17 protein-coding genes are annotated in these 17,169 nt (G+C 73.6%); 4 read left to right on the forward strand and 13 right to left on the reverse strand.

Features of this window, described 5'->3' with window-relative positions; genetic code table 11:
• Window positions 1-8: 8 nt before the first annotated feature.
• A complete protein-coding gene (locus tag ACF1AL_RS10080) occupies window positions 9-1,199 on the reverse strand; it encodes a winged helix DNA-binding domain-containing protein (protein WP_391825764.1) in 1,191 nt (396 codons plus the stop codon).
• Window positions 1,200-1,644: 445 nt separating this feature from the next.
• On the opposite strand from ACF1AL_RS10080, the gene ACF1AL_RS10085 reads away from it, so the two are divergent.
• Window positions 1,645-1,920 carry a hypothetical protein gene (locus tag ACF1AL_RS10085; protein WP_366836045.1) on the forward strand — a complete coding sequence of 92 codons (276 nt, stop codon included), beginning with the start codon at window positions 1,645-1,647 and terminating at the stop codon, window positions 1,918-1,920.
• A gap of 170 nt (window positions 1,921-2,090) precedes the next feature.
• On the opposite strand, the gene ACF1AL_RS10090 is transcribed toward ACF1AL_RS10085, so the two are convergent.
• The 5 genes from ACF1AL_RS10090 to glnA form a co-directional block, all read right to left on the reverse strand.
• Window positions 2,091-2,675, reverse strand: a complete 585-nt coding sequence (locus tag ACF1AL_RS10090) for a hypothetical protein (RefSeq protein WP_391825765.1) — start codon at window positions 2,673-2,675, stop codon at window positions 2,091-2,093.
• 2 nt (window positions 2,676-2,677) lie between these two features.
• Window positions 2,678-3,598 carry a zinc metalloprotease HtpX gene (gene htpX, locus ACF1AL_RS10095; protein ID WP_366836043.1) on the reverse strand — a complete coding sequence of 307 codons (921 nt, stop codon included), beginning with the start codon at window positions 3,596-3,598 and terminating at the stop codon, window positions 2,678-2,680.
• Between the two features lie 128 nt (window positions 3,599-3,726).
• Window positions 3,727-5,013, reverse strand: a complete 1,287-nt coding sequence (locus ACF1AL_RS10100) for a hypothetical protein (RefSeq protein WP_391825766.1) — start codon at window positions 5,011-5,013, stop codon at window positions 3,727-3,729.
• Window position 5,014: 1 nt separating this feature from the next.
• Window positions 5,015-5,272 carry a hypothetical protein gene (locus ACF1AL_RS10105; protein ID WP_391697724.1) on the reverse strand — a complete coding sequence of 86 codons (258 nt, stop codon included), beginning with the start codon at window positions 5,270-5,272 and terminating at the stop codon, window positions 5,015-5,017.
• 125 nt (window positions 5,273-5,397) lie between these two features.
• Window positions 5,398-6,807, reverse strand: coding sequence for a type I glutamate--ammonia ligase (gene glnA / locus ACF1AL_RS10110; protein WP_366836041.1), 1,410 nt, complete (start codon window positions 6,805-6,807; stop codon window positions 5,398-5,400).
• A 211-nt stretch (window positions 6,808-7,018) separates the two neighbouring features.
• On the opposite strand from glnA, the gene ACF1AL_RS10115 reads away from it, so the two are divergent.
• On the forward strand, window positions 7,019-7,489 hold the full coding sequence (locus ACF1AL_RS10115; RefSeq protein WP_366836040.1) for an RDD family protein: 471 nt from the start codon (window positions 7,019-7,021) through the stop codon (window positions 7,487-7,489).
• Between the two features lie 76 nt (window positions 7,490-7,565).
• Here the strand turns inward: ACF1AL_RS10115 and ACF1AL_RS10120 are convergent, their stop codons facing one another.
• The 4 genes from ACF1AL_RS10120 to lipB all read right to left on the reverse strand — a co-directional run bounded on the left by ACF1AL_RS10120 (window position 7,566) and on the right by lipB (window position 10,770).
• A complete protein-coding gene (locus ACF1AL_RS10120; RefSeq protein ID WP_391825767.1) occupies window positions 7,566-8,267 on the reverse strand; it encodes a DUF4191 domain-containing protein in 702 nt (233 codons plus the stop codon).
• A gap of 153 nt (window positions 8,268-8,420) precedes the next feature.
• On the reverse strand, window positions 8,421-8,621 hold the full coding sequence (locus ACF1AL_RS10125; RefSeq protein ID WP_366836038.1) for a hypothetical protein: 201 nt from the start codon (window positions 8,619-8,621) through the stop codon (window positions 8,421-8,423).
• Between the two features lie 243 nt (window positions 8,622-8,864).
• Window positions 8,865-9,854: a lipoyl synthase gene (gene lipA / locus ACF1AL_RS10130; protein WP_391660856.1), complete on the reverse strand. Its 990-nt coding sequence runs from the start codon at window positions 9,852-9,854 to the stop codon at window positions 8,865-8,867.
• Window positions 9,855-9,972: 118 nt separating this feature from the next.
• Window positions 9,973-10,770 (reverse strand): lipoyl(octanoyl) transferase LipB, encoded by a 798-nt coding sequence (gene lipB / locus ACF1AL_RS10135; protein WP_366836036.1) that lies wholly within the window; start codon window positions 10,768-10,770, stop codon window positions 9,973-9,975.
• Between the two features lie 232 nt (window positions 10,771-11,002).
• On the opposite strand from lipB, the gene ACF1AL_RS10140 reads away from it, so the two are divergent.
• Window positions 11,003-12,439 (forward strand): regulator, encoded by a 1,437-nt coding sequence (locus ACF1AL_RS10140; protein ID WP_384214628.1) that lies wholly within the window; start codon window positions 11,003-11,005, stop codon window positions 12,437-12,439.
• Between the two features lie 165 nt (window positions 12,440-12,604).
• On the opposite strand, the gene ACF1AL_RS10145 is transcribed toward ACF1AL_RS10140, so the two are convergent.
• Both ACF1AL_RS10145 and ACF1AL_RS10150 read right to left on the reverse strand, forming a co-directional pair.
• Window positions 12,605-13,972 carry an NAD(P)/FAD-dependent oxidoreductase gene (locus tag ACF1AL_RS10145; RefSeq protein WP_386585550.1) on the reverse strand — a complete coding sequence of 456 codons (1,368 nt, stop codon included), beginning with the start codon at window positions 13,970-13,972 and terminating at the stop codon, window positions 12,605-12,607.
• A gap of 365 nt (window positions 13,973-14,337) precedes the next feature.
• Window positions 14,338-15,231, reverse strand: a complete 894-nt coding sequence (locus ACF1AL_RS10150; protein ID WP_386420503.1) for a TIGR01777 family oxidoreductase — start codon at window positions 15,229-15,231, stop codon at window positions 14,338-14,340.
• A 71-nt stretch (window positions 15,232-15,302) separates the two neighbouring features.
• On the opposite strand from ACF1AL_RS10150, the gene ACF1AL_RS10155 reads away from it, so the two are divergent.
• Window positions 15,303-15,800, forward strand: coding sequence for a GNAT family N-acetyltransferase (locus ACF1AL_RS10155; protein ID WP_366836032.1), 498 nt, complete (start codon window positions 15,303-15,305; stop codon window positions 15,798-15,800).
• Between the two features lie 91 nt (window positions 15,801-15,891).
• Here ACF1AL_RS10155 and ACF1AL_RS10160 read toward each other — a convergent pair whose 3' ends face one another.
• Window positions 15,892-17,076, reverse strand: a complete 1,185-nt coding sequence (locus ACF1AL_RS10160; protein ID WP_391660859.1) for a MarP family serine protease — start codon at window positions 17,074-17,076, stop codon at window positions 15,892-15,894.
• Between the last annotated feature and the right edge of the window lie 93 nt (window positions 17,077-17,169).

Consider the following 17,169-nt stretch of genomic DNA (forward strand, 5'->3'; position numbering starts at 1 on the left):
CCGGTCCGCTAGCCGGCGGCGAGCTCCCGCTCCAGCGGCGTACGGAAGCGGGGGGTCACCCGGGTCGCGCCCACCCAGCCGTGCAGCCGCTCCGCCTCCGCCGCGATCGCCGCCTCGGCCGCACGGCCCACGCCGTCCTTCTCCAGCAGCCGCCACACGATCTCCCCGTCCGGCCGCTGGGCCCAGCCGCCCACCACGCGGCCGTCCCACCACACCGTCGGCCCGACGTTCCCGCTCCGGTCGAACAACGCGGGGCGCAGGGCCGGGGCAAGGCACCAGTCCCGCTGCTGCCAGCCCATCGCCGTCGGGTCCAGCGCCGGCAGCAGCGCCGCCCACGGCTCACCCGCATCCTCGCCGGGCGGCTCCTCGTCGCCCTCGACGACCCAGCCCGCGCCCTCGTCCAGCGCCACCTCACGCGCCCCGATCGCGGCCAGCGCCCGCCGCACCTCGGTCACCCGCCAGCCCGTCCACCACTTCAGGTCGGTCTCCGTGGCCGGGCCGCACACCGCGAGCCAGCGCCGCAGCAGCTCCGCCTGCGCGCTCGCGACGTCCAGTTCCGGATGCTCGGGGGCCACCGCCCAGCGGAACTGGCTCGACGTCCACGAGCCGAGCGGACGGCCCCGCACCACCTTGCCCTCCACGCCCAGCACCCGCAGCAGGCGCGACGAGACCGTGTGCACCCCCTCGTAGCTCTTGCCGGCCGCGTAGGTGAACTGCGTCTTCAACCGCGGTTCGTCGTCGGCGAGTTCGGCCGCCGTGGCCTGGCCGCGCCGGGCCAGCGCCGCCAGCGTCGACTCCTCGACCTCCTTCAGCCACGCCGCGTCCGGGGCGCCCGCCGCGGCCATGCCCTTCAGCAGCGAGGCGCGCTCCCGGGCGGCCACCGCGATACCGGTCGAGGCGTGGACCACGGCGGTCAGCGCCGTCGGGAAGACGAACACCGTGTGCCGCATCCCGTGCATCCGCACCAGCGAGCCGTCCTCGTACAGCGCCCGCTCGGTCTGCGCCACCGTGCCCGCCGGATCCGCCAGCCGCGCCCCGACCGCCAGATACACCGTCGCCGGATCGGTGCCGTGCAGCGCGACCAGCGCGTCGGCCACCTCCTCGGGTGTCGCGGCCCGCGCCGCCCCGGCCAGCCGGTGCCGCACGGCCAGCCGCGCCCGCCGCTCCGCCACGTCGATGTGCCGTACCCGCCCGCTCATCACGCCTCCGTCCGTCCCCACGGGTGCCTGTCCCACCATCCTTGCGGACACCACTGACAACGGCCCCTCTCCGCGCTCCTCGCCCGCGGTGCGAACCCTTCGCCGGCGCTCGGGTGCCGCGCCCGCGCCCGCCCGGCGTCACCCGTTCGCCGTACCCGGCGTGCACGCGCGCGGGTCCCGGCCGTTCACTGCGAACAGGAGGTGGCGCAGGCCAGGACGCACACGGCACGAGGGAGCGACCCCGGACACCGCGACGCCCGTCGCCACCGCGACCTGCGCAAGGACCGCCCCTCCCCGTCGGTGCCGGGTGCTGCACCGGCACCGACGCCCCCGCCCGCACCGGCCCCCTGCCGGCACCGCCCTCCGCCGAGTCGCCGCGCACCTGCGGACGCACGCGGGCGAAAAGTGGATGCGCGGGCTTCGCCGCGATCCCTACCCTCCTCGTATGGGCACCATCGTCATGGCCGCGACCGCGGTCCTGGTGGTCCTGGGCTTCACGAACCCCGTCTGGTGGCTCGCCGCCGTGGCTCTGCTCTACCTGTCCGTGCGCTACGGGTGGGGCTCCTCGGCGTCGTCGAGCGGACCGCCCCCGGCGGCCCCGGGCTCCGCGCCCGCCACCTACCGGGCGTACAAGGCCCGCCGGGACCAGCAGGCCAAGTGGGAGCGCCGCTACCGCCGCGAGCGCCCCTTCGAGGCCCGCCGCCAGGAACGCACCAAGTAACCGACCCGGACACCACCGACCCGGACACGACCGACTCGGAAACCACCGAACCGGACCCCATGGAACCGGACCCCATGGAACCGGACCCCATGGAACCGGCCCCATGGAACCGGACCCCATGGGACCGGCCCCATGGAACCGGAGAGCCGCCCGCCGGCCGCCCCCGTGGCTCACAGCCCGGGGGCGCCCCACACGGGGAACCAGCGGCCGAGGTCCTGCTCGATCCGCAGGTCGCCGGCGAGGGCGGCCCTGATCTGCAGCTCCAGCGCGTTGTCGCGCCGCTCGGCCGTTTCCGGCAGCGGCGCGAACGGGTAGAACGTGCCCCGCTTGTACAGGTACACCAGCGCCAGCCGGCGGTCGCGGTCGTCGCGGAAGCCGACCAATGAGCACAGCAGCTGCGGGCCGAAACCGTTGACCTCCATGGAGCTGTTCACCGCGTGCAGATCGTTGACCAGCTGCGGCAGCTCGTCGGGGGAGCGGTGCGAGACCAGCCAGGAGTAGCCGTAGGCGTCCTGCGTCAGCCGCACCGGCGGTCCGGCGCGGTCCGTGTCGGCGTCCAGCAGCGCCTGCACCTCCCGGTGCGTCTGCTCGAACGCCGCGCCCTCGACGGTCGCGAAGCACACCGCGCCCTGCCCGGTCGGCGTGAAGGAGGCCGCCGCCTCCAGGGTGACGGCCGCCGACGGCAGCGCGAACAGCTGGTCCAGATCGGGCGCGACCGGTTTCGTACGGCCGAGCAGGATGTCCAGCAGGCCCATGCTCAGCCCGCCTTCCCGGGCGCCTGGGCCTCACCCAGCTCGGCGGAGATCCGGCCCAGCTGGTCCAGCCGCTGCTGCAGCGTGGGGTGGGTGGAGAAGTACCGCTCGATGCCGGGCTCCTTGCCGGTCGCCGGGGTGAAGTAGAAGGCGTTGAAGGCCTGCGCGGTGCGCAGGTCCTTGGTCGGGATGCGGGCGATGTCCCCGGTGACCTTCGTCAGCGCGGACGCCAGCGCCGAGGGCCGCCCGGTCAGCTGCGCCGCGGCGCGGTCGGCGGCCAGCTCCCGGTAGCGGGACAGGGCCCGGATGAGCAGGAAGCTGATCGCGTACACGGCCGCCGCGACACCGATGACGGCGGCGAAGACCGCGGCGGTGTTCTGGTCCCGCCGGCCCCCGCCGAGCACCTGCGAGTAGAAGGCGAACCGCACGATCAGCCCGGCGATCACCCCGAGGAAGGACGCGACGGTGATCACGGCGACGTCCTTGTGCGCCACGTGCGACAGCTCGTGGGCGAGTACGCCCTCCAGCTCCGCGGGCTGCAGCCGGCGCAGCAGGCCCGTGGTCACGCAGACCACGGCGTGGTCGGGGTTGCGTCCGGTGGCGAACGCGTTGGGCATGTCCATCTCGGACACGGCGACCACCGGCTTGGGCATGTCGGCGATCGCGCACAGCCGGTCGACCACCGCGTGCAGCTCGGGATACTCCTCCCGCTCCACGACCCGCCCGTGCATCGCGTACATGGCGATGCGGTCGGAGAACCAGAACTGCGCCACGAACATCGCCCCGACCAGGACGACGACCAGCACCCAGGACCGCAGCAGCACGATCAGCGCCGCCACGAACCCCACGTACAGCAGCCCGAGCAGGAACAGCGTGACCGACATCCGTACGGTCAGCCGCCGGTCGCTCGCAAAGCGGCTCTGCATCTCGCATCACCCCGCAGTCAGGCAGCACTCGCCCCACTGCCAGTGTGCACCCGCCCCCACCCATGAAGGCCCCCCGAACGGCCCCAGCACAGGCAAAACGTCCCCGCCGGACGCGGCCCGCCCCCGGGCTAGCCCACCACGGCCACCGCCCACCGCCGCACCCGCTCGTCCGGGTCGTCCACCCGCGCGGCGGCGGCCCGCAGCCGCACCGGTCCGGCGTACGCGTCCAGCAGGCGCACGGCCGCGATCCGCGTGGCCCCGGGCCGTTCCGGTGCGAGCAGGCCGGCCAGCCACTCCGGGTCCAGGGAGCGGGAGGAGGGCAGCAGGGCGCGGGTCACCTCGCGCACCACACCGGCCGACGGATCCTCCAGCAGGGGCCACAGATCGCGTACGTCCACGTCGAGGACGCGCAGGCCCGCCACCGCCTGGGCCCGCACCCGCGGGTCGGGATGTGCGGTCAGCGGCCGCAGCAGCGCGGCGTCGGCCCGCTCCCCGCACTCCGCGAGCCCGATGACCGCGCCGGGCGGCAGCGCGGGATCGCCGGGTGCGGCGCACCGGTGCCGGTACCAGGGCAGCGGGGCGGTGCCGTACTGCCGTACGACATAGCGGGCGCAGGCGCGCACCAGGGCCGACCGGTCGGCCAGGAAGGCCTCGGCCCGCTCGGGCCGTCCCGCCCGCCTGAGCGCGGTGACGCCGGTCGCCCGCGCGTGCGGGTTGCGGGCGGCGAGCAGCGGCGCGAGCACCTCGTCGACGGTGCCGCGGCCCTCGGCCACGGCGGCGAGCGCGGCGTCGGAGCACAGGCGCTGCACGACCACGTCGTCGTCGCGGGCGGCGGTCGCGGCCAGCTCGGCGGCCGGGAGCATGCGGGCGTCCACGGCGAGCCGGTGGGTGAAACGGCGTACGGCCCGGTCGGTGTGGCGGAGCAGCGGGGCCAGCCGCTCGACGGGCGCCGCCCGCAGCGCCGCGGTGAGCAGATCGACGGCGTGATCGCCCCGATGGCGGCGTCCGACCAGCAGGATCAGCGGGGCGAGGGCCACGGCGGTGTCCAGGTCGAGGGCGTCGTCCAGCACCTTCCGGGCCCGTTCCCGTACGGGCTCGGCCCAGTCGGCGGCCCGGATCACGACGAGCGGCAGGAGGACGGGCCGGCCGGCCGCGAAGGCGAGGGCCCGGCGGCGTATGCGGCCGTCGCGGTGGCTGAGGGCCAGGGCGAGCCGGGGCTCGTCGAGCATCCCGGGATCATCGAGCCGGGTCGTGTACTCCCTGCGCTGCAGGCCGCCGGACCACTGGCTCTGCCGTACCCCGGCGTCGAGCGCGAGCCAGGCCCGTGGGTCGTGCACGTCGAGCGCGTCCGCCAGGGGAGTCCCCTCCGCGAGCAGGGCCGCCGCGGCCTCACCGGTCAGAGCGGGACCCGGCACCTCAGTACCCCGCTCGCAGCTGGGACCAGCCCAGGAGGACGATCACGGCGAGGACGCAGCCGAAGACCATCGCCGTCGACGACCAGGACGACCGGCGGGGGCGTACCGGGTCGGGGTCGGCGCGGAAGGGGACCGGGTCCGGCGGGTTCTCCCGCCAGCGCGCGGCCAGCATCCGGGCCCGCGCCGAGGGCTCCTTGTGCTCGGCCGCGCGTGCCCAGCGGTGATCGAACTCCCGGTCGAAGTCGTCGAGTTCGGGCATGGGAAACACCCCCCGTGTCATGTACGTGCCCGCATCGTACCGACGACGGCGCCCCCGCCTCCCGGGAGGGGGAGACGGGGGCGCCGGACGCTCTCACGCGCCGCTCACGCGGGCGCGTGGGTCGATCACACGTCGAAGTACAGCTCGAACTCGTGCGGGTGCGGGCGCAGCTGCAGCGGGGCGATCTCGTTGGCGCGCTTGAAGTCGATCCACGTCTCGATCAGGTCCGGCGTGAAGACGTCGCCCTGGAGGAGGAACTCGTGGTCGGCCTCGAGGCGGTCGAGGACGGCGCCGAGGGAGGTCGGGACCTGGGCGACGTTCGCGTGCTCCTCGGGAGCCAGCTCGTACAGGTCCTTGTCGATCGGCTCGGCCGGCTCGATCTTGTTCTTGATGCCGTCCAGGCCCGCGAGCAGCAGCGCCGAGAAGGCGAGGTAGGGGTTGCCGGAGGAGTCGGGCGCACGGAACTCGACGCGCTTGGCCTTCGGGTTGGAGCCCGTGATCGGGATGCGCATCGCGGCGGAGCGGTTGCGCTGCGAGTACACCAGGTTGATCGGCGCCTCGAAGCCCGGCACCAGACGGTGGTAGGAGTTCACCGTCGGGTTGGTGAAGGCCAGCAGCGACGGGGCGTGCTTGAGGATGCCGCCGATGTAGTAGCGGGCGGTGTCCGACAGGCCCGCGTAGCCGGCCTCGTCGTAGAACAGCGGCTCGCCGTTGCTCCACAGCGACTGGTGCACGTGCATGCCCGAGCCGTTGTCGCCGAAGATCGGCTTCGGCATGAAGGTCGCCGTCTTGCCGTTGCGCCAGGCGACGTTCTTCACGATGTACTTGAACAGCTGCAGGTCGTCCGCGGCCGCGAGCAGCGTGTTGAACTTGTAGTTGATCTCCGCCTGGCCGGCCGTGCCCACCTCGTGGTGCTGGCGCTCGACCTGCAGACCGGCCTTGGCCAGCTCCAGGGAGATCTCGGCGCGCAGGTCGGCGAAGTGGTCGACCGGCGGGACCGGGAAGTAGCCGCCCTTGTAGCGGACCTTGTAGCCGCGGTTGTCCTCGAGGGCGCCGGTGTTCCAGGCGCCGGCCTCGGAGTCGATGTGGTAGAAGGACTCGTTCTCCGAGGTCTTGAAGCGCACGGAGTCGAAGACGTAGAACTCCGCCTCGGGACCGAAGTACGCCGTGTCGGCGATGCCGGTGGAGGCGAGGTAGGCCTCGGCCTTCTTCGCCACGTTGCGCGGGTCACGGGAGTACTGCTCGCCCGTGATCGGGTCGTGGATGAAGAAGTTGATGTTGAGGGTCTTGTCCCGGCGGAACGGGTCTACCCGGGCGGTCGACAGGTCGGCGCGCAGCGCCATGTCGGACTCGTGGATGGCCTGGAAGCCGCGGATCGACGAACCGTCGAAGGCGAGCTCCTCGTCCGGGTCGAACGCCTCCGCCGGCAGCGAGAAGTGCTGCATGACACCCGGCAGGTCGCAGAAGCGGACGTCGATGAACTTGACGTCCTCGTCCGCGATGAACTTCTTGGCCTCGTCGGCGTTCTGGAACATCCAGCTCCTCCTACTCCCGACCGCCTCGCCGGGGGTGGTTGATCGGTCGTGCGGCCAGTGCGGTGGCACACGCTCCACTCGACCCTAGGGACGGGTGATTTCTCGGGCGTGACCCATTTGTTTCGCTGAAGTTAACCGCCCCGGCTTCCAGGCTAGCGCCGGACACACCCCGCCGTGCCCCGGGCATAAGCGGGCGCAGTACCGTGTACGGGTGGACAACAGGCAAGCAATCGGATCATGGCTGTCCGGGCCCCGCGCGGCCATGGAGGACGCCGGTGCCGACTTCGGTTACCGGGGCGAGCAGCTCGGTCTGCCGGAGAGCGGTCCGAACTCCCTCGCCCGGCCCGGCCGGCGGCTCGGCGCCCTGGCCGTCGACTGGGGCCTGAGCTATCTGATCGCATACAGCCTGATCACGCACGGGTACCGGGTGCCCGCCACGAGCAACTGGACGCTCCTGGTCTTCTTCCTGCTGAGCGCCCTGACCGTCGGCACGGTCGGCTTCACCCCGGGCAAGCGCCTGTTCGGCATCCGGGTGCTCGCCCTGGAGACCGGCACGGTCAACCCGCTGCGCTCCCTGCTGCGCACGGTGCTGCTGTGCCTGGCGATCCCCGCCCTGATCTGGGACCGCGACGGCCGCGGCCTGCACGACCGGCTGGCCAAGACCGTCGAGGTGCGGATCTAGCCCGCCGCCGGTCCGGTTCTTACGACGAAGGGGGCGCCCGGCATCACCGGGCGCCCCCTTCGTCGTATGCGACGGCTCAGCGGCCCTTGGGGCCGCCCTTCGGCAGGCGCATACCCTTGGGCATCGGGCCCTTCGGCAGCGGCATGTTGCTCATCAGGTCGCCCAGCGCGCGCAGGCGGTCGTTGGTCGCGGTGACCTGCGGGCCGGTGAGGACGCGCGGGAACTTCAGCAGGGTGGTGCGCAGCTCCTTCAGCTCGACCTGGCCCTCGCCGGTGCCCACGATCACGTCGTGCACGGGCACGTCCGCGACGATGCGGTTCATCTTCTTCTTCTCGGCCGCCAGCAGCGTCTTCACGCGGTTCGGGTTGCCCTCGGCCACCAGCACGATGCCGGCCTTGCCGACGGCGCGGTGCACCACGTCCTGGTTGCGGTTCATCGCCACGGCCGGTGTCGTCGTCCAGCCCCGGCCGATGTTGTCCAGGACGGCCGCGGCGGCGCCGGGCTGGCCCTCCATCTGCCCGAAGGCGGCCCGCTCGGCGCGGCGGCCGAACACGATCGCCGTCGCGAGGAAGGCGAGCAGCAGGCCCAGGATGCCGAGATAGATGGGGTGACCGATCAGGAAACCGATCGCGAGGAAGACACCGAAGGTGATGATGCCGACAGCCGCGAGTACCAGACCGATCTTCTTGTCGGCCCGACGGGTCATCTTGTAAGTGAGAGCGATCTGCTTCAGTCGCCCTGCGTTCGCAGCGTCCGCTGCGTTTTCCTTCCTCGCCATGCCACGAAGTCTACGTGGCCCCGGGAGCGGCTACGACGGCAGTGCCCGGCGGCCGGCGGCGGGAGGGGCCCGGCGGCCCGTGCCCGGAGGGCGCGAGGACCCGGGCCGGCAGGTCGCGCCCACCCGGGCCCGTTGAGCCGCGAGCGCGGTCGGTCAGGGGCGCGACGCCGTGACCTGCTGGAGGAAGCGCTCGGCCTCCACGCGGTCCTTGGCCCGGCGGCGGTCCTCCAGGACGGACGTCCAGGCGTTGCGGCGGGCGGTGCGCTGACCGCCGCTCATCAACAGCGACTCCACCGCGCGCAGGGCGTCGGTGAAGGACGGGATGGCGGTGGCGCGAACGGGCGCGGCCTGCATCGTCGAGGTCCCCCCTCGGGATGGGTGTACGGGGCGTGATACCAATGTCACTGTTTGGTGTTACCAGGGCGTGACCGACCGGTCAAACGCACATGAAACCTTGATGCGCCCGGTGAAAACGCGGACGCGGCCCTGACGTATGCCCTCATCTGCGAGGACGGTCAGGACCGCGTCGAACCGGCCGCTACTGGCCAGTAGTAACTTGTGCGTGAATTCACACGGTTGGACTCGCGCCGAAAGCGCTCACACCGCCTGAGCGGCGACGACCCCACCGCTTCGCTGCGGAGCGGCGGACTCCCGCTGCTCGATGGCCATCTGGTAGAGACGGCCGGCGCGGTAGGAGGAGCGGACCAGCGGGCCGGACATCACACCGGAGAAGCCGATCTCCTCGGCCTCCTCCTTCAGCTCCACGAACTCCTGCGGCTTCACCCAGCGCTCCACCGGGTGGTGCCGCACGGACGGGCGCAGGTACTGCGTGATGGTGATCAGCTCGCAGCCGGCGTCGTGCAGCTGGTGCAGCGCCTCGCTGACCTCCTCGCGGGTCTCGCCCATGCCGAGGATCAGGTTGGACTTGGTGACCAGGCCGAAGTCGCGGGCCTCGGTGATGACCTTCAGGGAGCGCTCGTAGCGGAAGCCGGGACGGATCCGCTTGAAGATCCGGGGCACCGTCTCGACGTTGTGCGCGAAGACCTCGGGGCGGGACTCGAAGACCTCCCGCAGCAGCTCGGGAACGGCGTTGAAGTCGGGGGCCAGCAGCTCGACCTTGGTACGGCCGCCCTCACGGTGCGCGGTCTGCTGGTGGATCTGGCGCACGGTCTCGGCGTACAGCCAGGCGCCGCCGTCCTCCAGGTCGTCGCGGGCGACGCCGGTGATGGTGGCGTAGTTCAGGTCCATCGTGACGACGGACTCGCCGACGCGGCGGGGCTCGTCGCGGTCGAGGGCCTCGGGCTTGCCGGTGTCGATCTGGCAGAAGTCGCAGCGCCGGGTGCACTGGTCGCCGCCGATGAGGAAGGTGGCCTCGCGGTCCTCCCAGCACTCGTAGATGTTGGGGCAGCCGGCTTCCTGGCAGACCGTGTGCAGGCCCTCGCTCTTCACGAGGTTCTGCATCTTCGAGTACTCGGGACCCATTTTCGCCCGGGTCTTGATCCACTCGGGCTTGCGCTCGATGGGGGTCTGGCTGTTGCGGACCTCCAGGCGCAGCATCTTGCGTCCGTCGGGTGCGACTGCGGACACGTCGGCTCCCTGCTCATCGGTTAACGAAGACTTCGATTCTTCGGCGTACACCAGCGTACGCCCGTGTTTTGGTGCGCCCACCGTGTGGGCCAACCCCCGCTCCCGGGGGCGCATTCCCTCAGGCGGGCGCCTTCTCGATCACCCGGGGCTTCAGGTCCGCGTTCTCCAGGACGTCCCGCAGGTGCCGCTCGGCGACCGGCAGCACCTCCTCGATGGTGATGTCCCGGCCCAGCTCGTTGGCCAGGGAGGTGACGCCCGCGTCCCGGATGCCGCACGGGATGATCTTGTCGAACCAGGCGTTGTCCGGGTTCACGTTCAGCGCGAAGCCGTGCATGGTGACGCCCTTGGCGACCCGGATGCCGATCGCGGCGATCTTGCGGTCCTCGCGGCGCTGGCCGGCGTTGGAGGGGGCGTAGTCCGGGCCGTTGAGTCGCGGATCGAACTCCTCGTCCTGCAGCCGGGGGTCGAAGTCGAGGGACAGCCCGCCGAGCGCGGGCCGCTGCTCGACCGGGTCGCCGAGCACCCACACGCCGCTGCGGCCCTCCACCCGGGTGGTCTCCAGGCCGAACTCCGCGCAGGTACGGATCAGGGCCTCCTCCAGGCGCCGTACGTGGGCGACCACGTCCACCGGGCGGGGCAGCTTCTGGATCGGGTAGCCCACCAGCTGGCCGGGGCCGTGCCAGGTGATCTTGCCGCCGCGGTCCACGTCGATGACCGGGGTGCCGTCCAGGGGGCGCTCGTTGTCGGCCGTGCGCCGGCCCGCCGTGTACACCGGCGGGTGCTCCAGCAGCAGCACCGTGTCCGGGATCTCGTCGGCGAACCGCGCCGCGTGCACCCGGCGCTGCTCGTCCCACGCCTCCTGGTACTCGACGGCGTCCGCACCGAACCCCATCCGGACGAACCGCAGCTCACTCACGGCAAGCGCCTCCTCGAAGTCGTAAGGCATGAAACGCGCCCACGCCACTGTACGACTGCCTCGGACGCGTCAGCCCTGCGGGCAATCCTCACACGATCGGATGAATGGGCGGGGAAGTGTGCGACCGCCTGCTTACGCTCCGCTACATTCGCGCCGTCCAAGAGGCCATAAGGGCTGCTCACAGGCAATCCGGGCACCTCGCAGGCCTGGAAGGCAGGAGACCGCACCGCCAATGACGGAACGACCCGCGCAGCGCACCCCCAACCGACAGCTCGCCGCGCTCATCGCAGAAGCGGGGTTCTCCAACGCAGGTCTCGCCCGTCGCGTGGACCAGCTCGGGCTCGAACACGGGCTGGACCTCAGATACGACAAGACGTCCGTCACCCGGTGGCTGCGCGGGCAGCAGCCGCGGGGCACCACCCCGGCGCTGATCGCCGAGGTCTTCACCCGGCGGCTCGGACGCCGGCTCACCGCCCAGGACCTCGGCCTCGACGCGTGCGCCCCCGTGTACGCCGGGCTGGAGTTCGCCGCCACCCCGGACGAGGCGATCGACATCGTCAGCGGGCTGTGGCGCAAGGACTCCGGCAACCACGCCGAACTGCGCAAGATCGCCTTCACCCCCGCGGGCCTGGTGGTGCCGAGCCGCGACTGGCTGATCGGGCGGTCCGACGACCGCGTCGCACGCGGCGAGCCGCCCGCGCGCGTGCCCGCGCAGGGGCGGCCGGTGGTGCCCCAGCAGCGGGCCCGGGCCGAGCGGCCGCCCGCCGTGCGGGTCACCGGCGGGGACATCGCGGCGCTGCGGTCCGTCGCCGAACTCTTCCGCACCCTGGACGACACCTACGGCGGCGGGCACGCCCGGCAGGCCCTCGTGCGCTACCTGGAGCACGAGTGCGAGCCGATGCTGCGCGGGGTCTACGGCGAGCAGACCGGGCGCCGGCTGTTCGCCGCGGCCGCCGACCTCACCCGGCTCGCCGGTTGGACGTCGTACGACATCGCCGCGCACGGGCTCGCGCAGCGGTACTTCGTCCAGGCGCTGCGGCTCGCGCAGGCGGCGGGCGACCGGGCCTACGGCGCGTACGTCCTGGTGACCATGAGCCGGCAGGCCGTGTACCTGGGGCACGGGCGGGAGGCCGTGCAGCTGGCGCGCGTGGCCCAGCAGGGCGCGGGGACCGCGGTGCCGCCGGTGGTGCAGGCGCTGCTGCACGCGGCCGAGGCGCGTGGGCACGCGGTGCTCGGCGAGGTGCGGGCGTGCACGGCGTCCCTGGTGCGGGCCGAGCGGGCGCTGGACGCGGCTCGCAGCGGGGACGACGTGCCGTACTGGGCGCGCTCCTTCGACGAGGCGCAGCTGGCCTACGAGTTCGGGCACTGCCACCGGGACCTGCAGCAGTTCCGGGCCGCCGCCCAGCACGCCGAGCGCTCGCTGCAGCTGCGGGGCAGCGGGTACGCGCGCAGCCGGCTGCTGTGCACGGTGGTGCTGGCGACGGCGCGGCTGGGTCTCGGCGAACTGGACCAGGCGTGCCGCCTCGGGGCGGAGGCGGCGGGCCAGGCGGCGGAGATGCGGTCGGTCCGGGCGGTGGAGTACGTGCGCGACTTCGAACGGCGGCTGGAGCCGTACAAGGACGCTCCGCCGGTGCGGGGGTATCGGGAGCGGGTGGGCGCGCTGGGGTGATGTCCCCGGCTGGGGGCGGCGCCTTGGGCGCGGGTCCGTCGCCGGGTGCGGGTGCGGGTGCGGGTGCGTGGGTGGCTGGTCGCGCAGTTCCCCGCGCCCCTGGGGTGACTGTGCCTGGCCTCGGTGAGAGGCGTGGGCCCGGTGACCGCGCCCACCCCCGTCCCGCTACGCCGCCGTCGGCAGCGTCGCCACCGGATCGCTGCGGTGCATCGAGCCCGCCACTCCCAGGTCCGTCAGGATCGCCGTGGCCGCTCGCTCGGCCGAGTCCAGGGCGCCCTGCACCGTGCTGGTGTCCCGGTGGTCCCCGCACACGTACAGCCCCGCCAGGATCCGCACCGGCTTGCGCAGGTCGTACGGCGGGCGCATGGCCGGCACCGCGTCGGGTGTGTGGTGCACGGCCAGCGTCTCCCACCGCGCCGTCGACGTGCCGTACAGCCGGGCCAGGTGCAGCCGTACGGCGGTGTCGACGTCCGGCGGCGGCGTGCCGAGCACCGTCGAGGAGATCAGCGCCCGCCCGGCCGGCGCCCGCGTCGGGTCCACCCGGCTGACGACCGCCGTGTGGGCCACCGGCCCGCCCCGGTCGGCGTCCAGCAGCAGCGCGGCCCCCGTCTGCGGCGGCGCGTCGGTCGTGTGGTGGACGACCGTCACCGGGTGGAAGTCCGGCACCCGCAGCCCCGGCAGCAGCTCCGCCGCGCCGCGCGCGTCCGTGGCGACCAGCACCGCACGGCAGCGGAAGACCCCGTGCTCCGCGGTGGTCACCGAGGTCGTGGAGACCGATGTGACGCGCACGCCGGTGTGCACGGTGCCCGGCGGCAGCGCGCGGGCCAGCAGCTCCGGCAGGACGTCCGCGCCGCCCTCCGGCAGGCACAGCCGCCCCGCGGCGAACGCCCGCAGCGCGAGGTCGGCGCAGCGGCTGGACGTGGTCAGCTCCGGATCGCACAGCAGGGCGGCGAGCAGCGGGCGCAGGAAGCCGTCGACGGTGCGGGCGGGCAGGCCGCGCCCGGCGAGGGACTGGGCGGTGGCCGACTCCGGGCGGGCGAGGACGCGCTCCAGGGGGAGGTGGGCCAGCCGGGTCAGGGACTGGTTCAGCCGGGCCTGGTCGACCGGCGTGCCCAGCGGGGCGCTCGCGCGGGGTGCCGAGGCCGTACGGGGCGCGCTCGCCAGGGCGCGCACCACGTGAAGTGCGCCCCGTGCGCCCCCAGTGCTCCGTGCGCCCCCGCCGGCCGCGGACGCGCCCGCGGAGTGGTGCCGGCCGTCGCTGTGCAGCAGGACGCCGGGGGCGAAGGGACGGAGCACGAGGCCGTCCAGCCCGGGACTCAGCCGCAGGTCGGGACAGGCGGTGGTGAGCAGCCGTCCGACGCGGTCGAGCCGGAAGCCGTCGACCTTCTCCGTCGCCATGCGGCCGCCCACGCAGGGGGCGGCCTCCAGTACCGCGGTGGTCACTCCAGCGCTGGTCAGCCGATGCGCTGCCGAGAGTCCGGCGACCCCGGCTCCCACGACGACGACGTCTGCCTGGTACGCGGGCTCAAGCACGTGCCCCTCCTCGAGGTTGCGCGGCCGGTGGAGACGTCATGCCCCCAACGGGCGTCGGGGATACCCGAGTTCGGGTCGAGGTTAGGCCCGCGATCGGCCAAGTTCAGTCGCGCATGGACAGGGCACGGGCGCACAGCGGTCGCATACGGTCACATCCGCCCCCGGCCCCGTCTCCCGCCGCGCGGCTCGCGCCCACGCGGGCCGTCTCACGCCGCACGGCCGGCGTCCCTGGCCCCGACTCACGCCGCGCGGCTGGCCTTCGCGGACCGACTCACGCCGCGCGGCTCGCGCCCGGCGGTCCCTCACGCCGCACGGCTCGCCTTCGCGGACCGCCTCACGCCGCGTGGCTCGCCCCCGGCGGTCCCTCACGCCGCGCGGATCGCGTCCTCGATCCCCGGGAAGGCGAAGGTGAAGCCCGACTGGAGCAGCCGCGTGGGCAGCACCCGCTGGCTGCCCAGGACGTCGCCCGCCATCTCGCCCAGCGCCAGGCGCAGCGCCGGTGCCGGCACGCTCAGCAGGGTCGGGCGGTGCAGGACACGGCCCATCGCCTCGGTGACCTGACGGTTCGTCACCGGCTGCGGTGCGGTGAGGTTGAAAGGGCCCGACAGGTCCGCACGGTCCATCAGGTGCCGGATCGCGGCCACCTCGTCGTGCAGCGCGATGTACGACCAGTACTGCCGGCCGCTGCCCAGCCGCCCCCCGAGGCCCGCGAGGAACAGCGGGAAGAGCCGGCCCCACGCCCCGCCCGCCCTCGACACGACCAGACCGGTGCGCGGCAGCACCGTGCGCACCCCGGCCGCGCGCGCCGGCTCCGTCGCCGCCTCCCACTCCACGCACAGCTCCGGCAGGAACCCGGTGCCGGGCGCCGCGTCCTCGTCCACCGGGCGGTCGCCCGTGTCGCCGTAGATGCCGATCGCGCTGCCGTTGACGAACACCCGGGGCGGCCTGTCCAGGGACGCCACCGCCCGCGCCAGGGTCCGGGTGCCCCCCACCCGGCTGGAGCGGACGAGCGCCTTGTACGCGTCGGTCCAGCGCCGGTCGCCGATGCCGGCGCCGGCCAGGTTGACCACGGCGTCGCAGCCCTCCAGGGCGGCCGTGTCGACGAACGAGCGCTCCGGGTCCCAGCGGGCCTCGTCCGGGCCGGCGGGCTCCCGCCGCACGAGGCGCACCACGTGGTGCCCCTCCGCCGTCAGGGACCGGACCAGGGCGCTGCCGATGAGGCCGGACGCGCCGGCCACCGCGATGCGTGCAGGGTGCATGACCGCCATCCTCTCCGTTCCCGCGGGAAACCGCGGTGAGACGCGTGCACGGTCCCCGTAGGGTGACCGGCATGCCCGATCTTCCTCCGTCGTTCATACGTACCGCCCGAGCCGAGGACGAGGACGCACTGAGCCGGCTGGACCGCGCCGTGTGGTCGCACCTCCACGCCGTCTCGGGGCCGCCCGCGCCCGGCGCGCCCTTCTTCCCCAAGGACGCCGGCCCCGAGGCGCACCTGGTCGCCGAGCTCGACGGCCGTGTCGTCGGCTACGTCCGGCTCGGCACGCCCACCCCGCTGCCGACGAACGCGCACGTGCGCTACATCCGCGGCCTCGCCGTCGCCGAGGAGGTGCGCGGCCGGGGCGTCGGGCGGGCGCTGCTGCGGGCGGCCGTCGAGGAGGCCCGCGCCAAGGGCTTCCGGCGGATCACCCTGCGCGTCCTCGGCCACAACACCGGGGCGCGCGCCCTGTACGAGTCGGAGGGCTTCGTCGTCGAGGGCGTGCAGCCGGAGGAGTTCCTCCTGGACGGCGTCTACGTCGACGACGTGATGATGGGCAAACGGCTGGTGTGACCCCGCGGCCGGGGCGGCCGGCGAGACACCCCGAGGACGTGACGAGGCCGCCCGTGTCCACCGAGGACGTGACGGGGCTGCCCGTGTCCACTTAGGACGTGACGAGGCTGCCCGTGTCCACCGCCTCCGTGGCGTCCGCCGCCCGGCGCGCGTCCTCGGACACCTCGGCCGCGGTGAGCACGTACCCCGTCTCGGCGTCCGAGGTGGAGCGGGCGAAGACCACGCCGAACACCCGGCCGTCGGTGGTCAGCAGCGGGCCACCGGAGTTGCCCGGCCGCACCGTCGAGCGGATCGCGTAGATCTCACGGGTCACCGTGGCGTCGTTGTAGATGTTCTGCCCGGTCGCCCGGACCCGGTTCGCGACGGTCGCGGCCTGCAGGTTCAGGTCGCCGTCCTGCGGATAGCCGGCGACCACCGCGGCGTCGCCGCGCCGGGCGCCGTCGTCGAAGCGCAGCACGGGCGCCGTCAGGTCCGGCACGTACAGCACCGCCACGTCCCGGTCCGGGTCGAAGAGCACCACCCGAGCGTCGTACGACCGCCCGACGCCGCCCACCCGCACGCTCGGACGGTCGATGCCCGCCACCACGTGCGCGTTGGTCATCACGTGCCGAGGCGCGTACACGAACCCGCTGCCCTCCCGGCCCTGGGTGCCGGCCGCGCCCTCGATCTTCACCGTGCTCAGCTTGGCCGCGTTGGTGGCGGCCGCCGTGACGCTGTCCCCGGTGGGCCGGGCCACCTCGGCCGTCGACTCGTTCTCGAACGGGTTGAACACCTGCGGGAAGCCGGCCTCGGTCAGTGCGGACGTGGCCCGCGAGAACCACGCCGGCGTGGTGTCCGGCATCGCGTCCTGCACCGCGCCGAGCAGCCGCGAGTCGCGTATCGCGCCGGTCAGCACCGGGGAGGAGGACGCGCCGAGCACACTCGCCGCGACCCAGGCCACGATCAGCACGGCGAGCGCGTTGGCCGCCGCCCCGCCCACGCCGTCGGCCACCCGCAACGGCCCCCGGTCCAGCTCCCGCCGCAGCCGCAGCGCGAGCCGCCCCGCCAGCTCGTGTCCCGCCACCGCCGGCAGCAGCACCGTGAACACCGCGGCCACGGTCGCCGCCGTGGTCCCCGGCGTCACCAGGCGCATCACCCACGGCAGGATCCACACGCCGACCGCCGCGCCGCCCACGAACCCGGCGAGCGAGACGCACCCGGCCACCAGACCGCGCCGGTAGCCGGAGCCCGCGTACGCCAGGATCACCAGCAGCAGCACGATGTCGAGCAGGTCCACGAAGCCGCCTTTCTCTCGTACCCCCTGGATACGCGCGCCGGGGGCCGGGTGATCAGCCACCCGCCGAACCGTCCAGGGGTGCGGGTACCTCGG

This window comes from Streptomyces sp. NPDC014801 (assembly GCF_043082085.1).
GTDB lineage: Bacteria > Actinomycetota > Actinomycetes > Streptomycetales > Streptomycetaceae > Streptomyces.